Source organism: Actinoplanes sp. NPDC049316, assembly GCF_040677315.1.
In the GTDB taxonomy this organism is placed as follows: domain Bacteria; phylum Actinomycetota; class Actinomycetes; order Mycobacteriales; family Micromonosporaceae; genus Actinoplanes.
Genome location: NZ_JBFAQM010000031.1, coordinates 1 through 19929, shown reverse-complemented (window position 1 = coordinate 19929; position 19929 = coordinate 1). Strand labels below are relative to the sequence as shown.

Genomic DNA, 19929 nt, shown 5'->3' with positions numbered 1-19929 from the left:
TGGCCGCATGGAGGAACCCACCCGCCGACGCCGGCACGGCAAGGAGCTCGAGTCCTCGGTGCTCACCGCCGCGTGGGAGGAGCTCGTCGAGACGGGGTACGCCCGCCTCACGATGGGGTCGGTCGCGATACGCGCCCGCACCAGCGAGGCCGTGCTCTACCGGCGGTGGCCGAACAAGGACCAGCTGGTGCTCGCCACGTTCGAGCATCAGCGGCGGGCGAACCCGGTCGCGGACCCCGACACCGGCGCCTTGCGCGGCGACCTGCTCGCGTACTTGACGGCGGTGAGCGAAGCCCGCGCCGCCTTCTTCGCCATCGCCGCCGCAGCCGCCTTCTCGGGGCTGCTCGCCGACAGCGGGCTGACCCCGGCGCAGGTACGCGAGAAGACCATGGGCGACCAGCGGCTCCCGCACGGCCGGGCGATCTACCGGCGCGCCCACGAGCGCGGCGAGATCGACATGAACCGGATTTCGGCGGCGGTCCTCGACATGCCCTTCGACCTGGTACGCCACGACCTGCTGATGGATCTCGAACCGCCGGACCCGGCACGCCTCCGGTCGATCGTGGACGATCTGTTCCTGCCGCTGGTGCGGAAACAGCCTTAGGCCACGCGGTCGTGCCGTACGCAGCGGTGACAGAGGACCGGGTGCAGCAGGTGCGCCAGGTCGTGGCGGTCGGCCACCGGGCGCGGGAACGCCAGCCGGGCCAGCCGGGCGCCCATGCGGACGACGAAGCCGTACCGGTCGAGGCGGACCACGCGGGGTTCGTCGCCGGAGCGGGCCGCGGGGCCGAGGCGGCGGCGCACGTACGCGGCCATCTCCGCCGCGTGGTGGCCGGCCAGGTCGGCGATGAGGTCGAACTCCATCACGTGCAGCGGGTCCGGGGTGGCCTCGGCGTACTCGTCGAGGTCGACGTCGATCAGCACGCCGTGGCGTTCGTGGCGCACCTCGGCGACGTCCATGCGGTGGATGACCTGGGTGGTGCCGACGTCGAGCAGGTCGGCCGCGGCGTCGGTGTCGGCGTAGTCGAGCGCGGCCCGGCGGGCCTCCTCGCCGGTGAGCGGGGTGGCCCAGCCGGACACCCACACCCGGCCCAGCGCCGGCGCGCCGGCCACCGGCGGGACGTCCGGGATGTCGAGGACCAGCGCGGTGTCGCCGGTGTCCGGCGCCGGCCGCAGCGCCTCGGCGACGGAGCCGCCGGCCGGCGACAGCAGCAGCACCCGGCCCCGGGCGTCGGTCACGTGCCGGACGGGCAGCGGCCCGGGGTGGCAGGCGATGTGCGCGGTGGCGGGCAGGTGGCCGGCGGCGATCGTCCGCGCGAGCTCGGCGTGGGTGGGCTGCATGTCGAGAACCTCCGGGCACCGGTTAGGCTTACCTTAGTTAGGCGAGCCTAACCGTAGCATCCGTACGACGAATCGAGATCGCCCGTGAACACCTCCCGACCCAAGGCCCGGCTTTCGCGGGCGCTCGGCATCCCGCTGACCCGCAAGTGCGTGAAGTACTTCGAGCGGCGGCCGTACCCGCCCGGCGTCCACGGCCGGGGGCGCCGCAAGCAGTCCGACTACCAGGTACGGCTGCTCGAGAAGCAGCGGCTGCGGCACCAGTACAACATCAGCGAGGCGCAGCTGCGGGCTGCGTACGACGAGGCGCACCGCAAGGACGGCAAGACCGGCGACAACCTCGTGGCGCTGCTGGAGAGCCGCCTCGACGCGACCGTGCAGCGCGCCGGCCTGGCCCGCACGATCTACCAGGCCCGGCAGCTCGTCGCGCACGGTCACTTCACCGTGGACGGCAGGAAGGTGGACCGGCCGTCGTACCGGCTCAAGCCCGGGCAGGTCGTCGCCGTCCGCGAGAGCAGCCGGCAGAAGCCGCCGTTCCAGATCGCGGCCACCGGCGCGCACCTCGACGGGCCGGCCGCGCCGTACCTGTCGACCGTCGTCGAGGAGCTGCGCACCACCGTGCTGCGCCGCGCCGAGCGAGCCGAGGTGCCGGTGATCTGCGACGAGCAGCTGGTCGTGGAGTTCTACGCGCGCTGAGCCCGGCTGCTCAGCGGGTCTGCTCCAGCCAGCTGGCGTAGAGCTTCGCGTAGATGGATTCCGGGTCGTGCAGCAGCTCGGCGTGCGGGCCGCGCTGCACGACCCGGCCGGCGTCGACCACGATCACCTCGTCGGCGGACTGCGCGGTGGAGAGCCGGTGCGCGATCGCGACGGTCGTGCGCCCGCGGGTCACCGCGTCCAGGGCGTGCTGCAGGCGTACCTCGGTGGCCGGGTCCACCGCGCTGGTCGCCTCGTCCAGCACGAGCAGGTCCGGGTCGGCGATGTACGCCCGCACCAGCGCGACCAGCTGCCGCTCCCCCACGCTGAGCGCCTCGCCGCGCTCGCCGACGGGGGTGTCCAGGCCCTGCGGCAACCCGGCGAGCCAGTCCGCGAGCCCCAGCTCCTCGAACGCCGTCCGCAGCTCGTCGTCGGTCACCTCCGGACGGGCGAAGCGGATGTTGCCGCCCACCGTCGCGTCGAACAGGAACCCGTCCTGCGGGACCATCACCACCCGCGAGCGCAGCGAGTCGAACCGTACGGCGGTCAGCGGCGTCCCGCCGAGCAGCACCTCGCCGCCCGCCGGGTCCATGAGCCGGGTGAGCAGCTTCGCGAACGTCGTCTTGCCGCTGCCGGTCTCCCCCACCACCGCCACCTTCGTGCGCGCGGGGATCTCCAGGTCCACGTCGTCCAGGACCACCGGCCCGCCGGGATAGCGGTACGACACGTCGCGGAACGTCACCGACAGCGGGCCGGGCGGCAGCTCCACGCCGTCGGCGGGGTCGGCCACGTCCGGCTCGAGGTCGAGCACGTCGAGCACCCGGCGCCAGCCGGCCACCGCGTTCTGCGCCTCGTTGAGCACCTCGGTGGCGATCTGCACCGGCTGGATGAACAGCGTGACCAGGAAGAGGAACGCGGTGAGCTTGCCGACGGTCAGTCCGCCGTCCACGCCGAGCAGCACTCCGACGACCACCACCGCCGCAAGGGCCACCCCCGCGGCGATCTCGCCGGTCGAGAAGCTGGTGACACTGGTACGCAGGGCGCGCTGCTGGGCCACGCGCAGGTCGTCGATCGCGGTGTCGAGCCGCTTCTCCGTACGCCCCGCGACGCCGTACGCCCGGATCACCGTGGCCCCGACGACGCTCTCGGCGACCGCGCCCAGCATGACCCCGGTGCGTTCGCGCACGATGCGGTAGACGCCGGCGAGCCGCTTCTGGAACAGCCGGATCACGATCGCGGCGGGCACGAACGCGGCGAACACCACGAGCGTGAGCTGCCACGAGTAGACCAGCATGACGATCGTGGTGACCACGAGCTGCCCGCTGGTCATCAGCAGCATGACGCCGCCGGTCTGCAGGAACTGGGTGATCTGGTCGACGTCGCCGGTGACCCGCGAGACCAGCGAACCCCGCCGCTCCGACTGCTGGTGCAGCATGGACAGGTCGTGGATGTGCCGGAACGTACGGGCGCGCAGGGCGGCCAGCGCGGTCTCGCTCACCGTGAACAGCCGGCGCGTCATCGCGTACCCGGAGGCCGTGGACATCGCCAGGACGCCCAGCGTGAGCAGCACGATCAGGGTGACCGTGCCGAGGTGCGGCCCGCCGGGGGCGCGGATGCCGCGGTCGATGCCCTGCTGGATCGCGATCGGCACGGCCACCCGGCCGGCCATCGAGAGGAACGCCAGCACGAGGGTGCCCGCCAGGCCGGGACGCAACTCCGGCGAGAGCGCGACGCCGCGGCGAACCGTGGCGAGCGTGCCCTCCTCGACAACAGCCGCCGTCATGATGCGAGCTCCTCGGCGTGTTCCGCCTTCTCGTACGCGGTCACAAGGTTGAGATATCCGGGCTCGGTGGCCATCAGGTGCGCGTGGGTGCCGGTGGCCACGACCTTGCCGTCCTCCAGGTACACCACCTCGTCGGCGAGCGCGATCGTCGCCCGCCGGTACGCGACCACGAGGATCGACGCGCCCGCCTCGTGCCCCCGCAGCGAGGCCAGGATCGCCGCCTCGACCCGCGGGTCCACCGCGCTCGTCGCGTCGTCGAGCACGAGCAGCCGCGGCCGCCCGGCCAGCGCGCGGGCCAGCGTGAGCCGTTGCCGCTGGCCGCCGGAGAGCGAGGTGCCGCGCTCGCCGACCGCCGTGGCCAGCCCGTCGGGCAGCTTCGCGACGAAGCCGTCCGCCTGCGCCAGCCGCAGCGCCGCCCAGGCCGCCGCGTCGTCCACGCCGTCGCGGTCCAGGGTCACGTTGCCGCGCACGGTGTCGTCGAAGATGAACGGGATCTGCGGCACCAGGGCGGTCGCCGACGCCAGCGCGCGCTCGCTGAGGCCGGGCAGCGCGATGCCGTCCACGCTCACCGTGCCGCTGTCCGGGTCGACGAGACGTACGGCCAGCGATGCGATCGTGGACTTGCCGGAGCCCGTCGCGCCGACCAGCGCCACGGTCTTGCCGGCCGGGACGGTGAACGAGATGTCGTGCAGCACCTCGGCGCCTTCGCCGTCCGCGCCGTACGAGAAGTGGACTTGGTCGAAGGTGAGCGCGGCCGGCCCGGTCGCGGCGGGTTCCGCGGTGCCGTACGCGAGGTCGCCCTCGGCGGCGAGCACGGCCTGCACCCGCTCCCAGCCGGCGACGCTGCGCGGCAGCTCGGCGACCACCCAGCCGATCGCGCGGACCGGGAAGGCCAGCACGGTGAACAGGAACGCGACGCTGACCAGCTCGGCGACGCTCATCGCGCCGGTCTGCAGCCGCCACGCGCCCAGCAGCAGCACGGCCAGGGTGCCGACGCTGGGGAGGGCGTCCATGAGCGGGTCGAAGAGCCCGCGCAGCCGGCCCACCGAGATGAGCGCGTCGCGCAGCTCGCTGACGTGCACCTGGAAGCGCTTCGACTCGTCCGCCTCGCGGCCCATCGTCTTGACGACCAGCGCACCGTCGAAGCTCTCGTGCGCGACCGCGCTGACCCGCCCGCGCAGTTGCTGGGCCCGGATCTGCCGTGGCGACATCCGCCGCGAGTAGATGTAGTTCATGCCGAAGAGCAGGGGGAACAGGCAGACGCCGACCATCGCGAGGACCCAGTCGGTGAAGAACAGCGAGACCACCGCGGCCACAATCATCACGATCGTGCCGACGGCGAACGGCAGCGGCGCGATGGGGACGAACGCGGCCTCCACGTCGGAGTTGGCGTTGGACAGCAGGGTGCCGGTGGCGTGCCGCTGGTGCCAGGCCGGCGGCAGCGCGAGGTAGCGGCGGGTGACCGCGCGGCGGTAACGGGCCTGCAGCCGGAACTGCATGAACCCGGCCCCGAGCCGGCGGCCGAAGATGCTCGCGACGCGCAGCAGCGAGATACCGATGAACGCGGCGGCGATCAGGCCGAGCTCGCCGGCGCCCGCCCGGCCCTCGCTGAACGCCGGCACGACGACGTGGCCGATGACCGCGCCGACGACGTACGAGTTCGCGATGACGAGCAGGCCGAACAGGCTGCTGCCCAGCGTGCCGATGACGAAGAGCCGCGGCTCGGTACGGATGGCGTGGCCGAGCACCCGAAGGCCCCGGCCCAGCACGTCGCGGCCGGTCCTCGTGCTCACGTGCCCCCCGCATCTGTAAGTGCCTGCCGGGTGAACCGGCCTTACCGGTCCATCCTGCCGAACCCGCCGCCGGAAGCCACGGGATTTACATTGTGTCCACGATTACATCGCCGCGCAGTCCCGGACGTCGATGGCCGCCGGGCGCGGGCGCGGCGGTCCGCCTACGATCGCGGGATGACCGACTACGCGCGTACGGAACGCCGTCTCCTCGCCGATCTGCTCCTCGAGGTGGGGCCCGACGCGCCGACCATGTGCGCCGGCTGGGCCGCCCGCGACCTCGCCGCGCACCTGGTGGTCCGCGACCGCCGGCCGGACGCGATGATCGGCATGTTCGTCCCGCCGCTGGCCGGGCACGGCGAGCACGTGCGGCGGGCCAAGGCGGCCCAGCCGTACGAGCGGGTGGTGGCCGAGGTGCGCACGCCGCCGTGGTGGAGCCCGGTGAGCAACGCGCTCGTCGACGAGCTGGCCAACACGGTCGAGTATTTCGTGCACCACGAGGACGTCCGGCGCGCGCAGCCCGGCTGGGAGCCGCGGGCGCTGGACCGCGGCGAGGAGAGCGCGCTCTGGCGGGCCACCAAGCTGACCGCCCGGCTGGCGCTGCGCCGGTTCGGCAAGCCGGTCCGGGTGGAGGCGCCCGGCTTCGGGGTGCTGCAGGTCGGTGACGGGACCCCGGCGGCGACGCTGACCGGGGCGCCCGGTGAGATCGTGCTCTTCTGCTCCGGCCGGCAGAGCATCGCCCGGGTCGAGGTCGCCGGCGACCAGAGCATCCGCACGGCCCGGCTGAACATGTAGCGATTGGCTCCTGCGATGCGGGCCGGATTGGCCCGGACGAGGAGCCAATCCGCTCCCTACGGTGATCACATGACCTCCACCGGCACCCTCTCGCGCGCCCAGGGCACGGCCCTCTGCGTCGGCGCGGTCCTCGGCACCGGCGTGATCTCGATGCCGGCCCTGGCGGCGGACGTCGCCGGACCCGCCTCGCTGCTCGCCTGGCTCGCCCTCATCGTGCTCTCCGCTCCGCTGGCGGGCACGTTCGCCGCCCTCGGCGCCCGTTACCCCGACGGCGGCGGCGTCTCCACGTACGTCCGGCTGGCCTTCGGCGCGCGCGCCGCCGCGGCGGTCGGGTGGTGCTTCTTCTTCGCCGTGCCGCTGGGCGCACCGGCCGCCGCGGCGTTCGCGGGCGGCTACGTGGCCGACATCCTCGGCGGCGGCCACACCACCATGGTCGGCACGTTCCTGGTGATCCTCGGCCTGGTCGTGACGATGAACTGGTTCGGCCTGCGGATCTCCGGACGGGCTCAGCTGTGGCTCACCGGCACGCTCGCCGCGCTGCTCGTGGTCACCGTCGTCGCCGCGCTCCCGCACGCCCGGCCGGCCAACCTCACGCCGTTCGCCCCGTACGGCTGGGCCGGCGTCGGCGCCGCGGCGGCCGTGCTGGTCTGGGGCTTCGCCGGGTGGGAGGCCGTCTCCTCGCTGTCCGGCGAATACCGCGACCCCCGTCGGGACGTCCCGCGGGCCACCGCGGCGGCGGTGCTCGTCGTCGGCGTGCTGTACCTCGCCGTGGCCGCCGCCAGTGTGCTCGTGCTCGGCCCGGCCCTCGGGGACAGCCCGGCGCCGCTCGCCGACCTGCTGGCCGCCGGCGTGGGCGGGCCGGTCCGGGTGGTCACCGCGGTGGTCGCCGTGCTGCTGACGATCGGGGCGGTCAACGCGTACCTGGCCGGGGCGTCGCGGCTGGGAGCGGCCCTCGCCCGCGACGGCGCGCTGCCGGCCCGGCCGGTCCGCACGCCGCGCCGGTCGCTGATGGTCGTCACGGCGGGCAGCCTCGTGTCGGTGACCCTGCCGATCAGCCTGCACACGTCGATGCTGCTGGTCACCGGCTGCTTCACGCTGGTGTACGTGCTCGGCACGGCGGCCGCCCTCAAGCTCCTGCCGCCCGGCTGGGCGAGGCGCGGCGCGGCGCTCGCCTTCGTCGCGACGCTGGGTCTGCTGGTTCTCAACGGCCGCCCGGCGCTGCTGAGCCTGGTCGTCGCCGCGGCCGCGGTGGCCTACGCGTCCCGGAGCACCTCGCCGAAGATCCGCATCCCCTCGTCCAGCAGCGCGGGGTCGATCGCGCCGAAGCCGAACACGAACCCGGTCGAGTCGCTGCCGTAGGCGGCCAGGTCCTCCACGGCCACACCCCGCTCGGCGGCCGCGGCCACCACCCCGGCCGAACGGGGCGCGAGCGCAGTGACGTGCAGGCCGGCCGCCGACGGCAGCACCTCCAGCCCGGCGTGCCGGCCCAGCGCGGCGACGATGCGGGCGTGGCGCTCGGCGTACGCCTTGACGGCCCGCCGGACGTGCCGGGCCAGCAGCCCCTCGTCGATGAACCGGGCGAGCGCCGCCTGCACCGCGACCTGGCCGTACCCGTCGCCCATCTGGCGCGCCGCCGCGAGCGCCGTGCGCAGGCCGACCGGGGCGAGGACGAAGCCGGTCCGCAGGCTGGGCAGCATCGACTTGGAGAACGTGCCGACGTAGAGCACCCGCCCGGCGGTGTCGAGGCTGTGCAGCGGCTCCAGCGGACGGGCCGAGAAGCGGAACTCGGAGTCGTAGTCGTCCTCGACCACCGCGGCCTGCCGGCACCGCGCCCAGTCCAGCAGCGCGTGGCGGCGGGTGAGGCTCATCGCCGGGCCGAGCGGGAACTGGTGCGAGGGCGTGGTGTAGACGACCCGGGCGGCGCGCGGCAAGGCGTCGACGACCAGGCCGTCGGCGTCCACGGGTACGCCCACCACGTGCGCCCCCAGCGAGGAGAACAGCCGCCGCGCGGGCGGGTAGCCGGGCTCCTCCACGGCGACGACGTCCCCCGGCCGCAGCAGCACCCGGCCGATCAGGTCCAGCGCGTGCTGGGTGCCGTTCGTGACCAGCACGTCCTCCGGGTGCACCCGCAGCGACCGGGAGTAGCCGAGATACCGGGCGATCGCGGCGCGCAGGGCGGGGTGACCGGCGGGGGCCGCGTACGCGCCCGGCTCGTTGGCGCCCAGCCGCAGCTCGGCCGTGACGAGCCGCCGCCACGTGTCGAAGGGGAACAGCCGGGCGTCCGGGATGCCGGTGCGGAAGTCGTACCTCGGTGCGGGTTCGCCGGCGCTGGTCGGCAGCGGCTCGAAGGCCCAGCCCGGCCGGGGGTGCAGCGGGTCGGCCGTGGTCCGGCGCGGCGCGGGTTTGTCGCGTACGGGGGCCACGAACGTCCCCGCCCCGGTGCGCGCCACGAGGTAGCCCTCCGCCACGAGCCGCTCGTACGCCGTCGCCACGCTGTTGCGCGCCACCCCGAGATCCGCGGCGAGCACCCGGGTCGCGGGCAGCCGGTGGCCCTCGGGCAGCCGCCCGTCCGCGATGGCCTCGCGCAGGGCCCGGTACACCCGGACCGTCTTCTCGCCCGAGCCGTCGAGGTTGATGACGAGGTCCACGCCCCTATTGTTCAGCCACCGCGCACCGTCAGCGAGGGGGCTCCGGCGGCGCAGCCGATCTCGAACTTCACCCGGTCGTGGTTGTCCGCGGTGCTGCGGAACTCCCCCTCGGCCCGATGCTTCTCGTGCAGCGCGAAGCCCGGGGCCGGCGCCATCGTGACGATCTGCGGGCCGCCCGCGGCGCACCGGGCCACCACCGTGCCGCCGCGCGTCGGGAAGGTGCGGCTGCGTGCGCTCCCGACGGCCTGCGAGGCGGTCGGGGACGGCGAACCCGTGGCTGACGTGGACGGCAGCGAGCGCAGTTCCTCAGCCACCTCCGCGGCGCTGCGGGGACGGGACTCCGGCGAGGTCAGGCCGGCCCCGATGAGGCGTACCCCGGTCAGGCCGACGAGCACGGCCAGCAGGGCCGCGCCGAGCCAGCCGGCGGTCACGAGCAGCGTTCGGCGGTTCACAGGAGCGACTATGCCCGCCGCCGCGCTAAGGCGGGCTCGCGGGGACGCTAAGGGACGGTTAAGAGCGCCGATTCCGCCGGTACGGCGGGATAGGTTGCCTGCGTGGCCCACCTGCTGCTGATCGAGGACGACTCGGCGATCCGTACCACCCTGCTGCGCGCCCTGCGGGAGCGAGGACACGCCGTGGCGGCCTCGCACACCGCGATGGACGGGCTGCAGACCGCGCTCGCGGAACGCCCCGACCTGGTCGTGCTCGACCTCGGCCTGCCCGACCTCGACGGGCGGGAGTTGCTGCGGATGCTGCGGGCGGTCAGCGCCGTGCCGGTGATCGTGGCTACCGCGCGCGACGACGAGACCGAGATCGTCCGGGTGCTCGACGCCGGCGCCGACGACTACATCGTCAAGCCGTTCACCGCCGCGCAGCTCGACGCCCGGGTCCGGGCGGTCCTGCGCCGCGGCGGCCCCGCCGGTGCCGAGCCGGTCGTGCTGACGGTCGGCGGCCTGCGCATCGACGCCGGTGCGCGGACGGCCACCCTCGACGGCACCGAGCTCGACCTGACCCCGCGCGAGTTCGACCTGCTGCACCACCTCGCCGGCCGCGCCGGTCAGGTGGTCAGCAAGCGGGAGCTGCTCAGCGAGGTGTGGCAGGTCCCGTACGGCGGCGCCGACAAGACCGTCGACGTGCATCTGTCCTGGCTGCGCCGCAAGCTCGGCGAGACCGCGCAGGAGCCGCGCTACCTGCACACCGTGCGCGGGGTGGGCGTCCGGTTGAGCGAGCCGGCATGAGGCGCCGCCTCACCCTGCTGGTCGCGGCGACCACATGTCTGATTCTGATCGCATTCCTGGCGCCGCTCGCGCTGCTCGTCCGGCAGGTCGCCGAGGACCGGGCGATCAGCCGCGCCAACGGCGTCCTGCAGACCATCGTGCCGCTGGTCGGCACCGGTGCGGACGAGCTGTCGCTGGCCGTGCAGGGCCAGCCGGTGCCGGTCAGCGTCTTCACCCCGGACGGCGAGGTCCTCGGCCAGGCGGCGGCGCCCACCCCGGCGGTACGGCTGGCGGCCGCGAAGGGCGAGTCGTTCGCCGTGGCCACCGGCGCGGGCCGGGAGATCGTCGTCCCGGTGGTCAGCGGGCCCGGCACGTACGTGATCCGCACGGTGGTGCCGGCCGCGGAGCTGAGCCGTGGCGTCACCCGGTCGTGGCTGGTGCTCGCCGGGCTGGGGCTCGCGCTCGTGCTGCTCGGGCTCGTCGTGGCCGACCGGCTCGCGCGCACGCTCGTCGCCCCGATCGCCGACCTCTCCGCGGTCTCCCACCGCCTGGCCCGCGCCGAGCTGTCGGCGCGCGCCGCGCCCGCCGGCCCGCCCGAGGTGCGCGAGGTCGCCGCGGCGCTCAACCACCTCGCCGGGCGCATCCAGCACCTGCTGCACGAGGAGCGGGAGCAGGTGGCCGACCTGTCGCACCGGCTGCGCACCCCACTGACCGCGCTGCGCCTGGAGGCCGAGTCGCTGCGCGACCCGGAGGAGGCGGCGCGGGTGGCGGCGGCCGCGGACGGCATCCAGCGGGCGGTCACCGCGGTGATCGAGCAGGCCCGCCGCCGCGGCGGCGAACGGCAGGCCTGCGACGCGGCCGCGGTGGTCGCCGACCGGGTCGCGTTCTGGTCGGTGCTGGCCGAGGACACCGACCGGGAGGTACGCCGGGAGCTCCCGTCCGGTCCCCTCCCGGTGGCGATCCCCGCCGACGAGTTGGCCGCGGCGCTCGACGCCCTGCTGGGCAACGTGTTCGCGCACACCCCGGACGGCACCGCGTTCGGGGTGTCGCTGTCCCCCCGCCCCGGCGGCGGCGCGGTGCTGACCGTCTCCGACGACGGTCCCGGCTTCCCCGCGGACGCGCTGCGCCGCGGCTCCTCGGGAAGCGGCTCCACCGGGCTCGGGCTGGACATCGCCCGGCGCGCGGCCGAGAGCGGCGGCGGCTCGTTGCGCGCCGAGCCTGCGCCCGGCGGCGGCGCGCTCGTCCGCATCGAACTGGCCGGGGTAAATGCGTTGCCGGGCGGCTGACGCTCTGCTGGTGTGAGGGCATGTCGATGCTGGACGATCCCGGGCTGTTCGGCCGGCAGTGGGCGGCCGCCTACGACAGCCCCGGCAACCCCGACCCGGAGCCCGCGGCCCGCTTCCTCGCCGGCCTGGCCGGCGGCGGCCCCGCGCTCGAGCTGGCCATCGGCAGCGGCCGGGTCGCCCTGCCGCTGGCCGCACGCGGCGTCGCGGTGCACGGCATCGAGGCGTCGCCGGAGATGGTGGAGCTGCTGCGCGCCAAGCCCGGCGGTGCGGACCTACCGGTCCTGATCGGCGACATGGCCGACGTCGCGGTGCCCGGCCCGTTCCCGCTGGTCTATCTCGTCTTCAACACGCTGTTCAACCTGACCGGCGAGGGCCGCCAGGAGGACTGCTTCCGCAACGTGGCGCGCGTGCTCGCCCCGGGCGGCGCGTTCGTCGTCGAGGCGTACGTCCCCGACCCGGCGGACTTCGACCGCGACGAGCAGCAGGTGAAGGTCTGGTCGGTGACGGAGACGTCGGTGTCGGTCCGGGTGCACCGGTACGACCGCGACGCCCAAACCTTCCTGCGCCAGACCATCGTGTTCACCGACGGCGGCGTTCGGCTCGAGCCGTTCGGCATGCACTACCGCTGGCCGGAGCAGATCGACGAGCTGGCCGCGCAGGCCGGTCTCACCCTCGAGGCCCGGTACGCGACCTGGGACGGCGACCCGTTCGGCCCGGACTCCACGGATCACATCTCGGTGTACCGGAAGCCCTTAACCGCCCCTTAGCGATCACACAGCGTGCCCATAGCCGCCGGCGCGGGACCGTGCGGGTGTCACGAACGAACGACACCTCGGAGGTTCCGATGATCAAGATCCGTACCGCATCCGCTCTGGCCGTCGGCGCGGTCGCCGCCCTGGCCCTCGGCGGCACGGCCCTCGCGGCGGGCGCCGACGACCCGTCCGTGCCGATGCTGCCCAACGGCGACGTGGTCACCCCGCCGTCGCTGTTCAGCTCCCCCACGCCGTCCCCGTCCGTCTCGACGCCGGCCTCATCGCCGTCCAGCTCCACGGCGATCAGCCTGGACGCCGCCGAGGCGATCGCGGTGCGGGCGGCCGGCGGCGGCCGGGTGACGAAGGTGGAGCGGGAGGCCGAGCACGGCCGCGCGGTCTGGGACGTCGACGTGGTGCTGCGCGGCGTCGAGCACGACATCGACGTGGACCGCGCGACCGGTGCGGTGCTGCGCCACCGGGTCAAGGGCGGCAGCTCGGCCGTCAGCACCACGGACGACCGGGGGCGCGGCCGCGACTCCGACGACCGCGCCGGAGACGACCGGGGGCGCGGCCGCGGCTCCGACGACAACGGTGGGGACGATCACGGGCGGCACGGCGGGCACGGGTCCGACGACTGATCCATCCGGCCACGGTGCGGAAGGCCGAGCGACGACGGCCGTACCTGGAAAAGAGCGGTGCCCGGGCCGACTGGCCCGGGCACCGCAGGGGTTGTGCAGCGGTCAGCTGACGAAGAGCAGGCGGTTCGGGGAGCCGCTGCCCGGGCTGGTCACCACGTTGGGGGTGGCGTTGTTGACCAGCGTGTCGCGGACCTGGGCCGGGGTGGCCGACGGGCTGGCCGACAGGACCAGCGCCGCGGCGCCCGCCACGTGCGGGGAGGCCATCGACGTGCCGCTGATGGTGTTGGTGGCGCTGTTGCTGGAGTACCAGTCGGACGTGATGGACGAGCCCGGGGCGAAGATGTCCAGGCAGGTGCCGTAGTTGGAGTACGACGCGCGGGCGTCGGTGCTGGTGGTCGCGCCGACCGTGATGGCCGAGGCGACGCGCGACGGCGAGGAGTTGCAGGCGTTGGCGTTCGAGTTGCCGGCCGCCAGCGCGTACGTGACACCCGAGCTGATCGAGTTCGCGACCGCGGTGTCGAGGGTGCTGCTCACGCCGCCGCCGAGGCTCATGTTCGCGACGGCGGGCTTGCGGGCGTTCGAGGTGACCCAGTTGACGCCGGCGATGACGCCCGCGGTCGTGCCCGATCCGGAGCAGTTGAGCACCCGGACGCCGACGAGCTTGACCTGCTTCGCGACGCCGTACGTCGTGCCGCCGACCGTGCCCGCCACGTGCGTGCCGTGGCCGTTGCAGTCCACGCCGCCCGAGCCGACCGCGTCGTAGCCGAAGCTGGCGCGGCCGCCGAAGTCGTTGTGGGTGTACTTGATGCCCGTGTCGATGATGTACGCCGTCACGTTCGAAGCCGTCTGGCTGTACGTGTACGTCGTGCTCAGCGGCCGGTTGCGCTGGTCGATCCGGTCGAGCCCCCAGGTGGCGTTCGACTGGGTGGCCAGCAGGGAGACGGTCTGGTTCTGTTCGACGTACGCGACGTCCGGGTTCGCCGCGAGCCGCTTGGCCGCGGACTCGCTGAGCTTCGCCTCGAAACCGTTGAGGGCGGCGCCGAAGGTGCGCTGGACCGAGCCGCCGTAGCTGCGCGCCAGGGAACCGGAGCGGGAGCCGACCGCGGAGGCAACCTTCTGGCTGCCGGCCTTGCCGCCGACGGCGGCGTCCTTGAGCACCACGATGTAGCTGCCGGGCACCGCCTGGGCGGTCCCGGCGAGGCGGATCTGTCCGGTGGCGGGGGCAGCCACCGCGGGGGTCGTCGTAGCGGCGGTCGTCGTGGCCAAAGCGAGCAGACTGACGGCCACCACGTGGCGGCCTCGGGGACGTCGAATCGCCATGCTCTTCCTCTCTCGCGCCTGCCGGACCCTGGGCGGGGGTCCCCGGGCTCATGGCCCGTTGAGCACGACAGTAAGGGCCACACGTCGACGTGTCTCTATATTGAATGGGCCATACCAGCCGCCGTGGGGTGCTAGCGCCCGGCCGCCGAGGTCATAGGATTGTGTGCCGGGGACCGGGACCGGTCTGGTATCGGACCCTCCCGGCGCATTACTCTTCGGTAACACGGCTGTTAAACCCCCCTTCCAGCAACGCAAAGAGGCGGCGCCCGATGGCTCTCGAGGTTCCCTACCGGTCGATTCCGGACATGTTCCTGCGTCGCGTGCAGGCGACCCCGAACGGCCAGGCTTTCGCCGTTCCCACGGCCGACGACTCCGGCATCGAGTGGCTGACCTGGGCGCAGGTCGGCGAGCGCGCCAAGGCGATCGCCGCCGGGCTCGCCGGGCTCGGCGTGGGGCTCGAGGACCGCGTCTCGATCCTGTCCAGCACCCGGCTGGAGTGGGCGCTGGTCGACCTCGGCATCAACTGCGCCGGCGGCGCGACCACGACGGTCTACCCGACCACCGAGCCGGAGGACGCGGCGTACATCGTCTCGGACTCCGGGTCGAAGATCCTCGTCGCGGAGAACCCGAAGCAGGCGATGAAGCTGTCCGGCGTCGAGACGTCGGTGACCCACGTCGTGCTCATCGACGGCCTCGCCGACGCCTCCGCCCAGCCGCCGCAGCTCACCCTCGCCGAACTGGAGGAGCGCGGCCGCGCGGCGCTCGCCGAGACCCCGGACCTCATCGAGCGGATCGCCGAGGGCATCGGCCCCGACAACGTCGCCACGCTGATCTACACCTCCGGCACCACCGGCCGGCCCAAGGGCGTCGAGCTGCTGCACGGCGGCTGGACCTGGGAGGGTGTGGCGCAGGCCGGCCTCGGCCTCTTCGAGTCCACCGACCTGCAGTACCTGTGGCTTCCGCTGTCCCACTCGTTCGGCAAGTCGCTGCTCTGCGGCATCCTGCACGTGGGCGTCCCGACGTACATCGACGGCCGGGTCGACAAGCTCGTCGACATGCTGTCGGTGGTCAAGCCGACGCTGATGTGCGCGGCCCCGCGCATCTTCGAGAAGGTCTACAACAAGACCGTCACCACCGCCGTCGGCGGCGGCGGGCTCAAGGCCAAGATCTTCGGCTGGGCGGTCGCCACCGGCAGGCAGAAGGTCGGGTACGAGCAGGCCGGCAAGCCGGTCCCGGCGCCGCTCAAGGCGAAGTACGCGGTCGCCGAGAAGCTGGTGTTCAGCAAGCTGCAGGAGCGCCTCGGCGGCCGGCTGCGCGTGCTGGTCTCCGGCTCGGCCCCGCTGAGCCGCGACATCGCCGAGTTCTTCGCGGCGGCCAACCTGCCGATCATGGAGGGGTACGGCCTCACCGAGAGCAGCGCGGCCAACTTCGTCAACCGGCTCGGCAAGCTCAAGATCGGTACGGTCGGCCAGCCCCTCGGCGACCTGGAGTGCCGCATCGACAGCGACGGGGAGATCCTGCTCCGCGGCAAGCCCGTCATGCGCGGCTACCACAACCTGCCCAAGGAGACCCAGGAGGCGTTCACCGAGGACGGCTTCTTCCGCACCGGCGACATCGGCGAGCTCGACGCCGACGGCTACCTGACGATCACCGACCGTAAGAAGGACCTGGTCAAGACGTCCGGCGGCAAGTACATCGCCCCGTCGGCCATCGAGGGCATGTTCAAGGCGGTCTGCCCGTACACGTCGCAGGCCGTGGTGGTCGGCCAGGCCCGCAACTTCGTCACCATGCTGATCAGCCTGGACGAGGACGCGATCACCGCCTGGGCGGCCGGTGGCGCGCTGGCCGGCAAGCCGTACGCGGAGATCGTCGCGGCGCCGGAGACGGAGAAGCTCGTCGCCGGCTACATCGAGGAGCTCAACGGCAAGCTGAACCGCTGGGAGACGATCAAGAAGTTCGCGATCCTCCCCCGCGACCTGAGCATCGAGCAGGGCGAGATCACCCCGTCGATGAAGATCAAGCGGCGCAGCGTGGAGACCAACTTCGCCGAGCAGATCGACAAGATGTACGCGGGTTCGCTCGTCCAGATGTAGCGGTTCCCGCCCTCAGAGCCAGCGGCCGTCACGCATGAGCGTACGGCCGCTGATCTCGTTCGCCTCCCGCCAGGCCTGAACCCGCTCCGGCCGCAGCACCAGGAACACGTAGCCGTCCCCGGCTGTCCGCGGATCCCAGTCGGCGCGCTCCGCGTACCCCTCGGCCACCCACGCCGGCGCCTCCCCCACCGCGACCGCCGACTCCAGGACCGCGTCGATCATCACCACGTCCCGCGTACCGCCCAGGCCGAGCCGCGCCGTCCGGGTGGCGGTGATCGCCCGGGCCGTCCGGGAGCGGCTCTCGGTGGCCAGCACGACCCGTTCCCGCAGCCAGGCCAGCGTCAGCGGAACCAGGTAGGGCTCGTCGCCGGCGGCGGTGGCGACCCAGGCGTCGGCGGCCGGGCCGGTGAGCTTGGCGAGGGTGTCGGCCTTGCGGCGGTCGCGGTCCCGGGGCGGTTCTGGCGCGCTCATCCCGGCATCATCCCAGCGATCGCCGAGGCGCACGGCCCCCGCGTGCCGGAATCAGGCGATGACCGCTTCCGATCGCCAGGCGGGCCGCGCCGACCGGTCCAGGTCGTGGCGCACCGACGCGATCCGGCGGATCGCCTCGGCCAGGTCGTCCGCCGGCAGCGAGTACGGCAGCCGCAGGAAACGCTCCAGCGTCCCGTCCAGCCCGAACCGCGGGCCCGGCGCCAGCCGCACCCCCACGTCCTCGGCCGCGCGGGCCAGCGCGCTGGAGATCGGGCCGTCGAGCTCCGCCCACAGCATCACCCCGCCGGCCGGCACGGTGAACTGCCACTCCGGCAGGTACTCGCGCAGCGCGGCGATCAGCGCGGCGCGGCGGACCGCCAGCTGGGCGCGCCGGGCCGCCACGATCGTCTCCGCGTCGCGCAGCAGGTGCACGGCGACGAGCTGCTCCAGCACCGGGCTGGACATGTCGACGCCCACGCGCACGGCCGCGAGCCGCTGCACGAGCGGGGCGGATGCGCGTACCCATCCGATGCGCAGGCCGCCCCAGTAGGCCTTGCTCATGCCGCCGATCGACACCACCCGAGAGTGCCGGTCGAAGACCGCCACCGGCGGCGGCATCTCGTCGGTGTCGAGCGGCAGGTCCACGAACGACTCGTCGACGACCAGCTCGGTCCCGGTCGCGTGGGCCGCGGCCACGAGCCGCTCCCGCAGCGCGGCCGGCATCAGGTGGCCGGTGGGGTTGTGAAATTCCGGGATGACGTACGCCAGCCGCGGACGGGTCTGCCGCAGCGCGCCGAGCAGCATCTCGCCGTCCCAGCCGGTCGCCGCGTCGATGCCGTGGGTGCTGATCCGCGCGCGCCGGGCGGCGAGGGCCGCGAGGGCGTTCGGGTACGTCGGTGACTCCACCAGCACCGACGCGCCCGCGGGGACGGAGAGGCGCAGGACGAGGTCGAGGGCCTGCTGCGTACCGCTGGTGATGAGGATCTGCTCGGCGCTCGTGGTCACGCCGCGCGCGGTGTAGCCCGCGGCGACGGCGTCGCGCAGCTCCATCAGGCCGGTCGGGTTGTACCCGGCGCTGCCGAGGAACCGCGGCAGCTCGTCGGCGGCGGCCCGGGCGGCGGGCACCAGCTCGACCGGCGCCGCCGAGGCCGCCACGCCCAGGTCGATCATGTCGAGGTCGTCGTCGGGGGTCCACAGCCCGGACGTCGCCACCCGGTGGCCGTTCGGCAGGGTGGTCCAGCTCCCCGCGCCGCGCCGGCTGGTGAGGTGGCCGGTCTCGCGGAGGCCACGGTACGCGGCCGTCACGGTCGTCCGGCTCACGCCGAGCGCCTCGGCGAGCTCGCGCTCCGCGGGCAGCCGTACGCCCAGCGGCAGCCGTCCGTCGGCGAGCAGCCCTCGGACCGCCCCGGCCAGCGCAACGTAGTCCGGGCTTCGGTGCCGGCCCGGCAGAGAGTGCCACTGGCCGAGGAGCCGAGCCAATTGGCCTCCCCGTACCGACGTCGTCACAGCCACCTCCGGGAAATTGGCTCTGTCAGCCCGTCCAATTGGCCTTCAGAGTGGCACTCATGTCGAAGCGAAGCAACCACCTTGCCCCGACCGGAGGCATCACGCCGGCGGCACGTCTCGCGGCGCTCGGACGGCTCGCCGACGTCGTCGCAGATCGCCGGCTGTCCCGCCGTACCAGTCAGTTGTTCGCGGGCTTGATCCTCTACGGGATGAGCATGGCGTTCATGGTGGAGTCGGGGCTGGGGCTGACCTCGTGGGACGTCTTCCACCAGGGTGTGTCGAAGGCCACCGGGCTCACCTTCGGCTGGGTGGTCATCCTCACCGGCATCCCGATCCTGCTGCTCTGGATCCCGCTGCGCCAGAGGCCGGGCTTCGGCACGATCGCCAACCTCGTCGTCATCGGCTTCGTCGCCGACGCGGCACTCGCCGTCCTCGCCCCGGGCGAAGCGATGGCCATGCGGGTCACCTATCTCGTGGTGGGCATCGTCCTCAACGCGGTCGCGACCGCCATGTACATCGGCGCACACTTCGGCCCCGGACCCCGAGACGGGCTGATGACCGGGCTCGTCAACCGCTTCCCGCGGCTGTCGATCCGGCTGGTGCGGACGAGCATCGAGGTGCTGGTCCTGGCGATCGGCTTCCTGCTGGGCGGGACGGTGGGGATCGGCACGGTCGCGTACGCGCTGGGGATCGGGCCGCTGGTGCAGATCTTCATGCCGGTGTTCGCGGTGCGGCCGCGCGAGGCGGTCGGGCGGGTGGCCCCGGCGGTGGCCTGAGCCACCCGGCGGCGGCGCGCTAAATCCGTTTTTCTCGGCGAAGGCGGTCATCGGCCCGGTCCGGCGTGGCGGCGGTCCGGGCCCCGGCCGGCCGCGGGTGCACCGTTCGGGTGAGTCCGTCCTGGGTGGACGGGCGACAGCGGGTGAAATGTCCGACCGCCCGGACACAGCTCGGTGATCATCCCGACACATTTGCTTTCCGGTTCCGGCCGCAGGCGGCATCATTGCGGCATGGGGGCTGGCGGCTGGCACTGGAACGACGCTTGGATCTTCGTGTCCGCGGTGATCGCCGAGCGCCTGGAGAGGGACCGCGCGCTGCACGCCGCCCTTCCGGTGACCGGCGCGAGCCTGGCCGACGTGCTGGCGGCGGCGGACTTCCTGCACCACAGCGTCCCCAGCCGTTCCGAACTGGAGGAGTCGGTGCGCCGCCTGGCCGGCGCGGGCCTGCTGACCGTCGACGACGACCTGGTCGAGGTGGCGCCCGCGGGTGAGCAGCTGTGGCGCACGCGGCCGTTCAGCGGCCTGTCCTCGGCGGTCGTCACCCTGCAGACCCAGCTGAACCGGGCGGCGACGCCCGGCGAGTCGGACTGGAAGCTGGACGAGAAGACCTACAACGCGGCCGTCCGCGAATACTCCCTGCGCCTGGCCGACGGCCGCTGACCGACCGCGGACCGCGCGAGCTGACCGCGGACCGCCCGGCGCGTGGCGGCGTCGCGGACCGCCCGGCGCGTCGCGGCGTCGCGGACTGGAACGGCAGCGTCGCGTCGGCGTCGGCCACGACCGTGTAGAGCCGCAGCGGGGTGCCCGTACGGGCGCCGAGCCG

19 protein-coding genes are annotated in these 19929 nt (G+C 73.6%); 11 read left to right on the top strand and 8 right to left on the bottom strand.

The window, feature by feature from the left end; all coding sequences use genetic code 11:
* Positions 1-7 precede the first annotated feature (7 nt).
* On the top strand, positions 8-604 hold the full coding sequence (locus AB0K03_RS33610; RefSeq protein WP_364693499.1) for a TetR/AcrR family transcriptional regulator: 597 nt from the start codon (positions 8-10) through the stop codon (positions 602-604).
* Here AB0K03_RS33610 and AB0K03_RS33605 read toward each other — a convergent pair.
* Positions 601-1341 (bottom strand): DUF2470 domain-containing protein, encoded by a 741-nt coding sequence (locus AB0K03_RS33605; RefSeq protein ID WP_364693496.1) that lies wholly within the window; start codon positions 1339-1341, stop codon positions 601-603. The genes AB0K03_RS33610 and AB0K03_RS33605 overlap by 4 nt on opposite strands.
* 84 nt (positions 1342-1425) lie before the next feature.
* On the opposite strand from AB0K03_RS33605, the gene rpsD reads away from it, so the two are divergent.
* Positions 1426-2034 carry a 30S ribosomal protein S4 gene (gene rpsD / locus AB0K03_RS33600; protein ID WP_364693493.1) on the top strand — a complete coding sequence of 203 codons (609 nt, stop codon included), beginning with the start codon at positions 1426-1428 and terminating at the stop codon, positions 2032-2034.
* A gap of 10 nt (positions 2035-2044) precedes the next feature.
* Here the strand turns inward: rpsD and AB0K03_RS33595 are convergent, their stop codons facing one another.
* Both AB0K03_RS33595 and AB0K03_RS33590 read right to left on the bottom strand, forming a co-directional pair.
* Positions 2045-3814, bottom strand: a complete 1770-nt coding sequence (locus tag AB0K03_RS33595; RefSeq protein WP_364693490.1) for an ABC transporter ATP-binding protein — start codon at positions 3812-3814, stop codon at positions 2045-2047.
* The gene (locus AB0K03_RS33590) at positions 3811-5607 is read right to left on the bottom strand and encodes an ABC transporter ATP-binding protein (protein WP_364693487.1); all 1797 of its coding nucleotides are present in this window, start codon (positions 5605-5607) and stop codon (positions 3811-3813) included. The genes AB0K03_RS33595 and AB0K03_RS33590 overlap by 4 nt, the downstream gene beginning before the upstream one ends.
* A 174-nt stretch (positions 5608-5781) precedes the next feature.
* Between AB0K03_RS33590 and AB0K03_RS33585 the strand changes: the two genes are divergently transcribed.
* Both AB0K03_RS33585 and AB0K03_RS33580 read left to right on the top strand, forming a co-directional pair.
* Positions 5782-6399 (top strand): TIGR03085 family metal-binding protein, encoded by a 618-nt coding sequence (locus tag AB0K03_RS33585; protein ID WP_364693484.1) that lies wholly within the window; start codon positions 5782-5784, stop codon positions 6397-6399.
* Positions 6400-6468: 69 nt separating this feature from the next.
* Complete coding sequence (locus tag AB0K03_RS33580) at positions 6469-7758, top strand: amino acid permease (protein ID WP_364693481.1); 1290 nt, start codon at positions 6469-6471, stop codon at positions 7756-7758.
* On the opposite strand, the gene AB0K03_RS33575 is transcribed toward AB0K03_RS33580, so the two are convergent.
* Both AB0K03_RS33575 and AB0K03_RS33570 read right to left on the bottom strand, forming a co-directional pair.
* Positions 7653-9047: a PLP-dependent aminotransferase family protein gene (locus tag AB0K03_RS33575; RefSeq protein ID WP_364693478.1), complete on the bottom strand. Its 1395-nt coding sequence runs from the start codon at positions 9045-9047 to the stop codon at positions 7653-7655. The genes AB0K03_RS33580 and AB0K03_RS33575 overlap by 106 nt on opposite strands.
* Before the next feature lie 11 nt (positions 9048-9058).
* Positions 9059-9499, bottom strand: a complete 441-nt coding sequence (locus AB0K03_RS33570) for a hypothetical protein (protein ID WP_364693475.1) — start codon at positions 9497-9499, stop codon at positions 9059-9061.
* Between the two features lie 102 nt (positions 9500-9601).
* On the opposite strand from AB0K03_RS33570, the gene AB0K03_RS33565 reads away from it, so the two are divergent.
* From AB0K03_RS33565 to AB0K03_RS33550, 4 genes are all read left to right on the top strand, one after another.
* On the top strand, positions 9602-10285 hold the full coding sequence (locus tag AB0K03_RS33565) for a response regulator transcription factor (RefSeq protein ID WP_364693472.1): 684 nt from the start codon (positions 9602-9604) through the stop codon (positions 10283-10285).
* Positions 10282-11550 carry a HAMP domain-containing sensor histidine kinase gene (locus AB0K03_RS33560; RefSeq protein WP_364693469.1) on the top strand — a complete coding sequence of 423 codons (1269 nt, stop codon included), beginning with the start codon at positions 10282-10284 and terminating at the stop codon, positions 11548-11550. The genes AB0K03_RS33565 and AB0K03_RS33560 overlap by 4 nt, the downstream gene beginning before the upstream one ends.
* Positions 11551-11570: 20 nt before the next feature.
* The gene (locus AB0K03_RS33555) at positions 11571-12317 is read left to right on the top strand and encodes a class I SAM-dependent methyltransferase (protein WP_364693467.1); all 747 of its coding nucleotides are present in this window, start codon (positions 11571-11573) and stop codon (positions 12315-12317) included.
* A 77-nt stretch (positions 12318-12394) separates the two neighbouring features.
* Positions 12395-12940: a PepSY domain-containing protein gene (locus AB0K03_RS33550; protein WP_364693464.1), complete on the top strand. Its 546-nt coding sequence runs from the start codon at positions 12395-12397 to the stop codon at positions 12938-12940.
* Positions 12941-13042: 102 nt separating this feature from the next.
* Here AB0K03_RS33550 and AB0K03_RS33545 read toward each other — a convergent pair whose 3' ends face one another.
* The gene (locus tag AB0K03_RS33545; protein ID WP_364693461.1) at positions 13043-14260 is read right to left on the bottom strand and encodes a S8 family peptidase; all 1218 of its coding nucleotides are present in this window, start codon (positions 14258-14260) and stop codon (positions 13043-13045) included.
* A 269-nt stretch (positions 14261-14529) separates the two neighbouring features.
* Between AB0K03_RS33545 and AB0K03_RS33540 the strand changes: the two genes are divergently transcribed.
* A complete protein-coding gene (locus AB0K03_RS33540) occupies positions 14530-16353 on the top strand; it encodes a long-chain fatty acid--CoA ligase (protein ID WP_364693458.1) in 1824 nt (607 codons plus the stop codon).
* Positions 16354-16365: 12 nt separating this feature from the next.
* Here the strand turns inward: AB0K03_RS33540 and AB0K03_RS33535 are convergent, their stop codons facing one another.
* Both AB0K03_RS33535 and AB0K03_RS33530 read right to left on the bottom strand, forming a co-directional pair.
* Positions 16366-16824 (bottom strand): pyridoxamine 5'-phosphate oxidase family protein, encoded by a 459-nt coding sequence (locus AB0K03_RS33535; RefSeq protein WP_364693456.1) that lies wholly within the window; start codon positions 16822-16824, stop codon positions 16366-16368.
* A 51-nt stretch (positions 16825-16875) separates the two neighbouring features.
* Entirely contained in the window at positions 16876-18330 is a 1455-nt protein-coding gene (locus AB0K03_RS33530) for a PLP-dependent aminotransferase family protein (protein ID WP_364693672.1), read from the bottom strand.
* A gap of 209 nt (positions 18331-18539) precedes the next feature.
* Between AB0K03_RS33530 and AB0K03_RS33525 the strand changes: the two genes are divergently transcribed.
* Together AB0K03_RS33525 and AB0K03_RS33520 are read left to right on the top strand one after the other, a co-directional pair.
* The gene (locus tag AB0K03_RS33525; RefSeq protein WP_364693669.1) at positions 18540-19106 is read left to right on the top strand and encodes a hypothetical protein; all 567 of its coding nucleotides are present in this window, start codon (positions 18540-18542) and stop codon (positions 19104-19106) included.
* A 231-nt stretch (positions 19107-19337) separates the two neighbouring features.
* Positions 19338-19766 carry a hypothetical protein gene (locus AB0K03_RS33520; RefSeq protein ID WP_199514404.1) on the top strand — a complete coding sequence of 143 codons (429 nt, stop codon included), beginning with the start codon at positions 19338-19340 and terminating at the stop codon, positions 19764-19766.
* Positions 19767-19929: the final 163 nt, after the last annotated feature.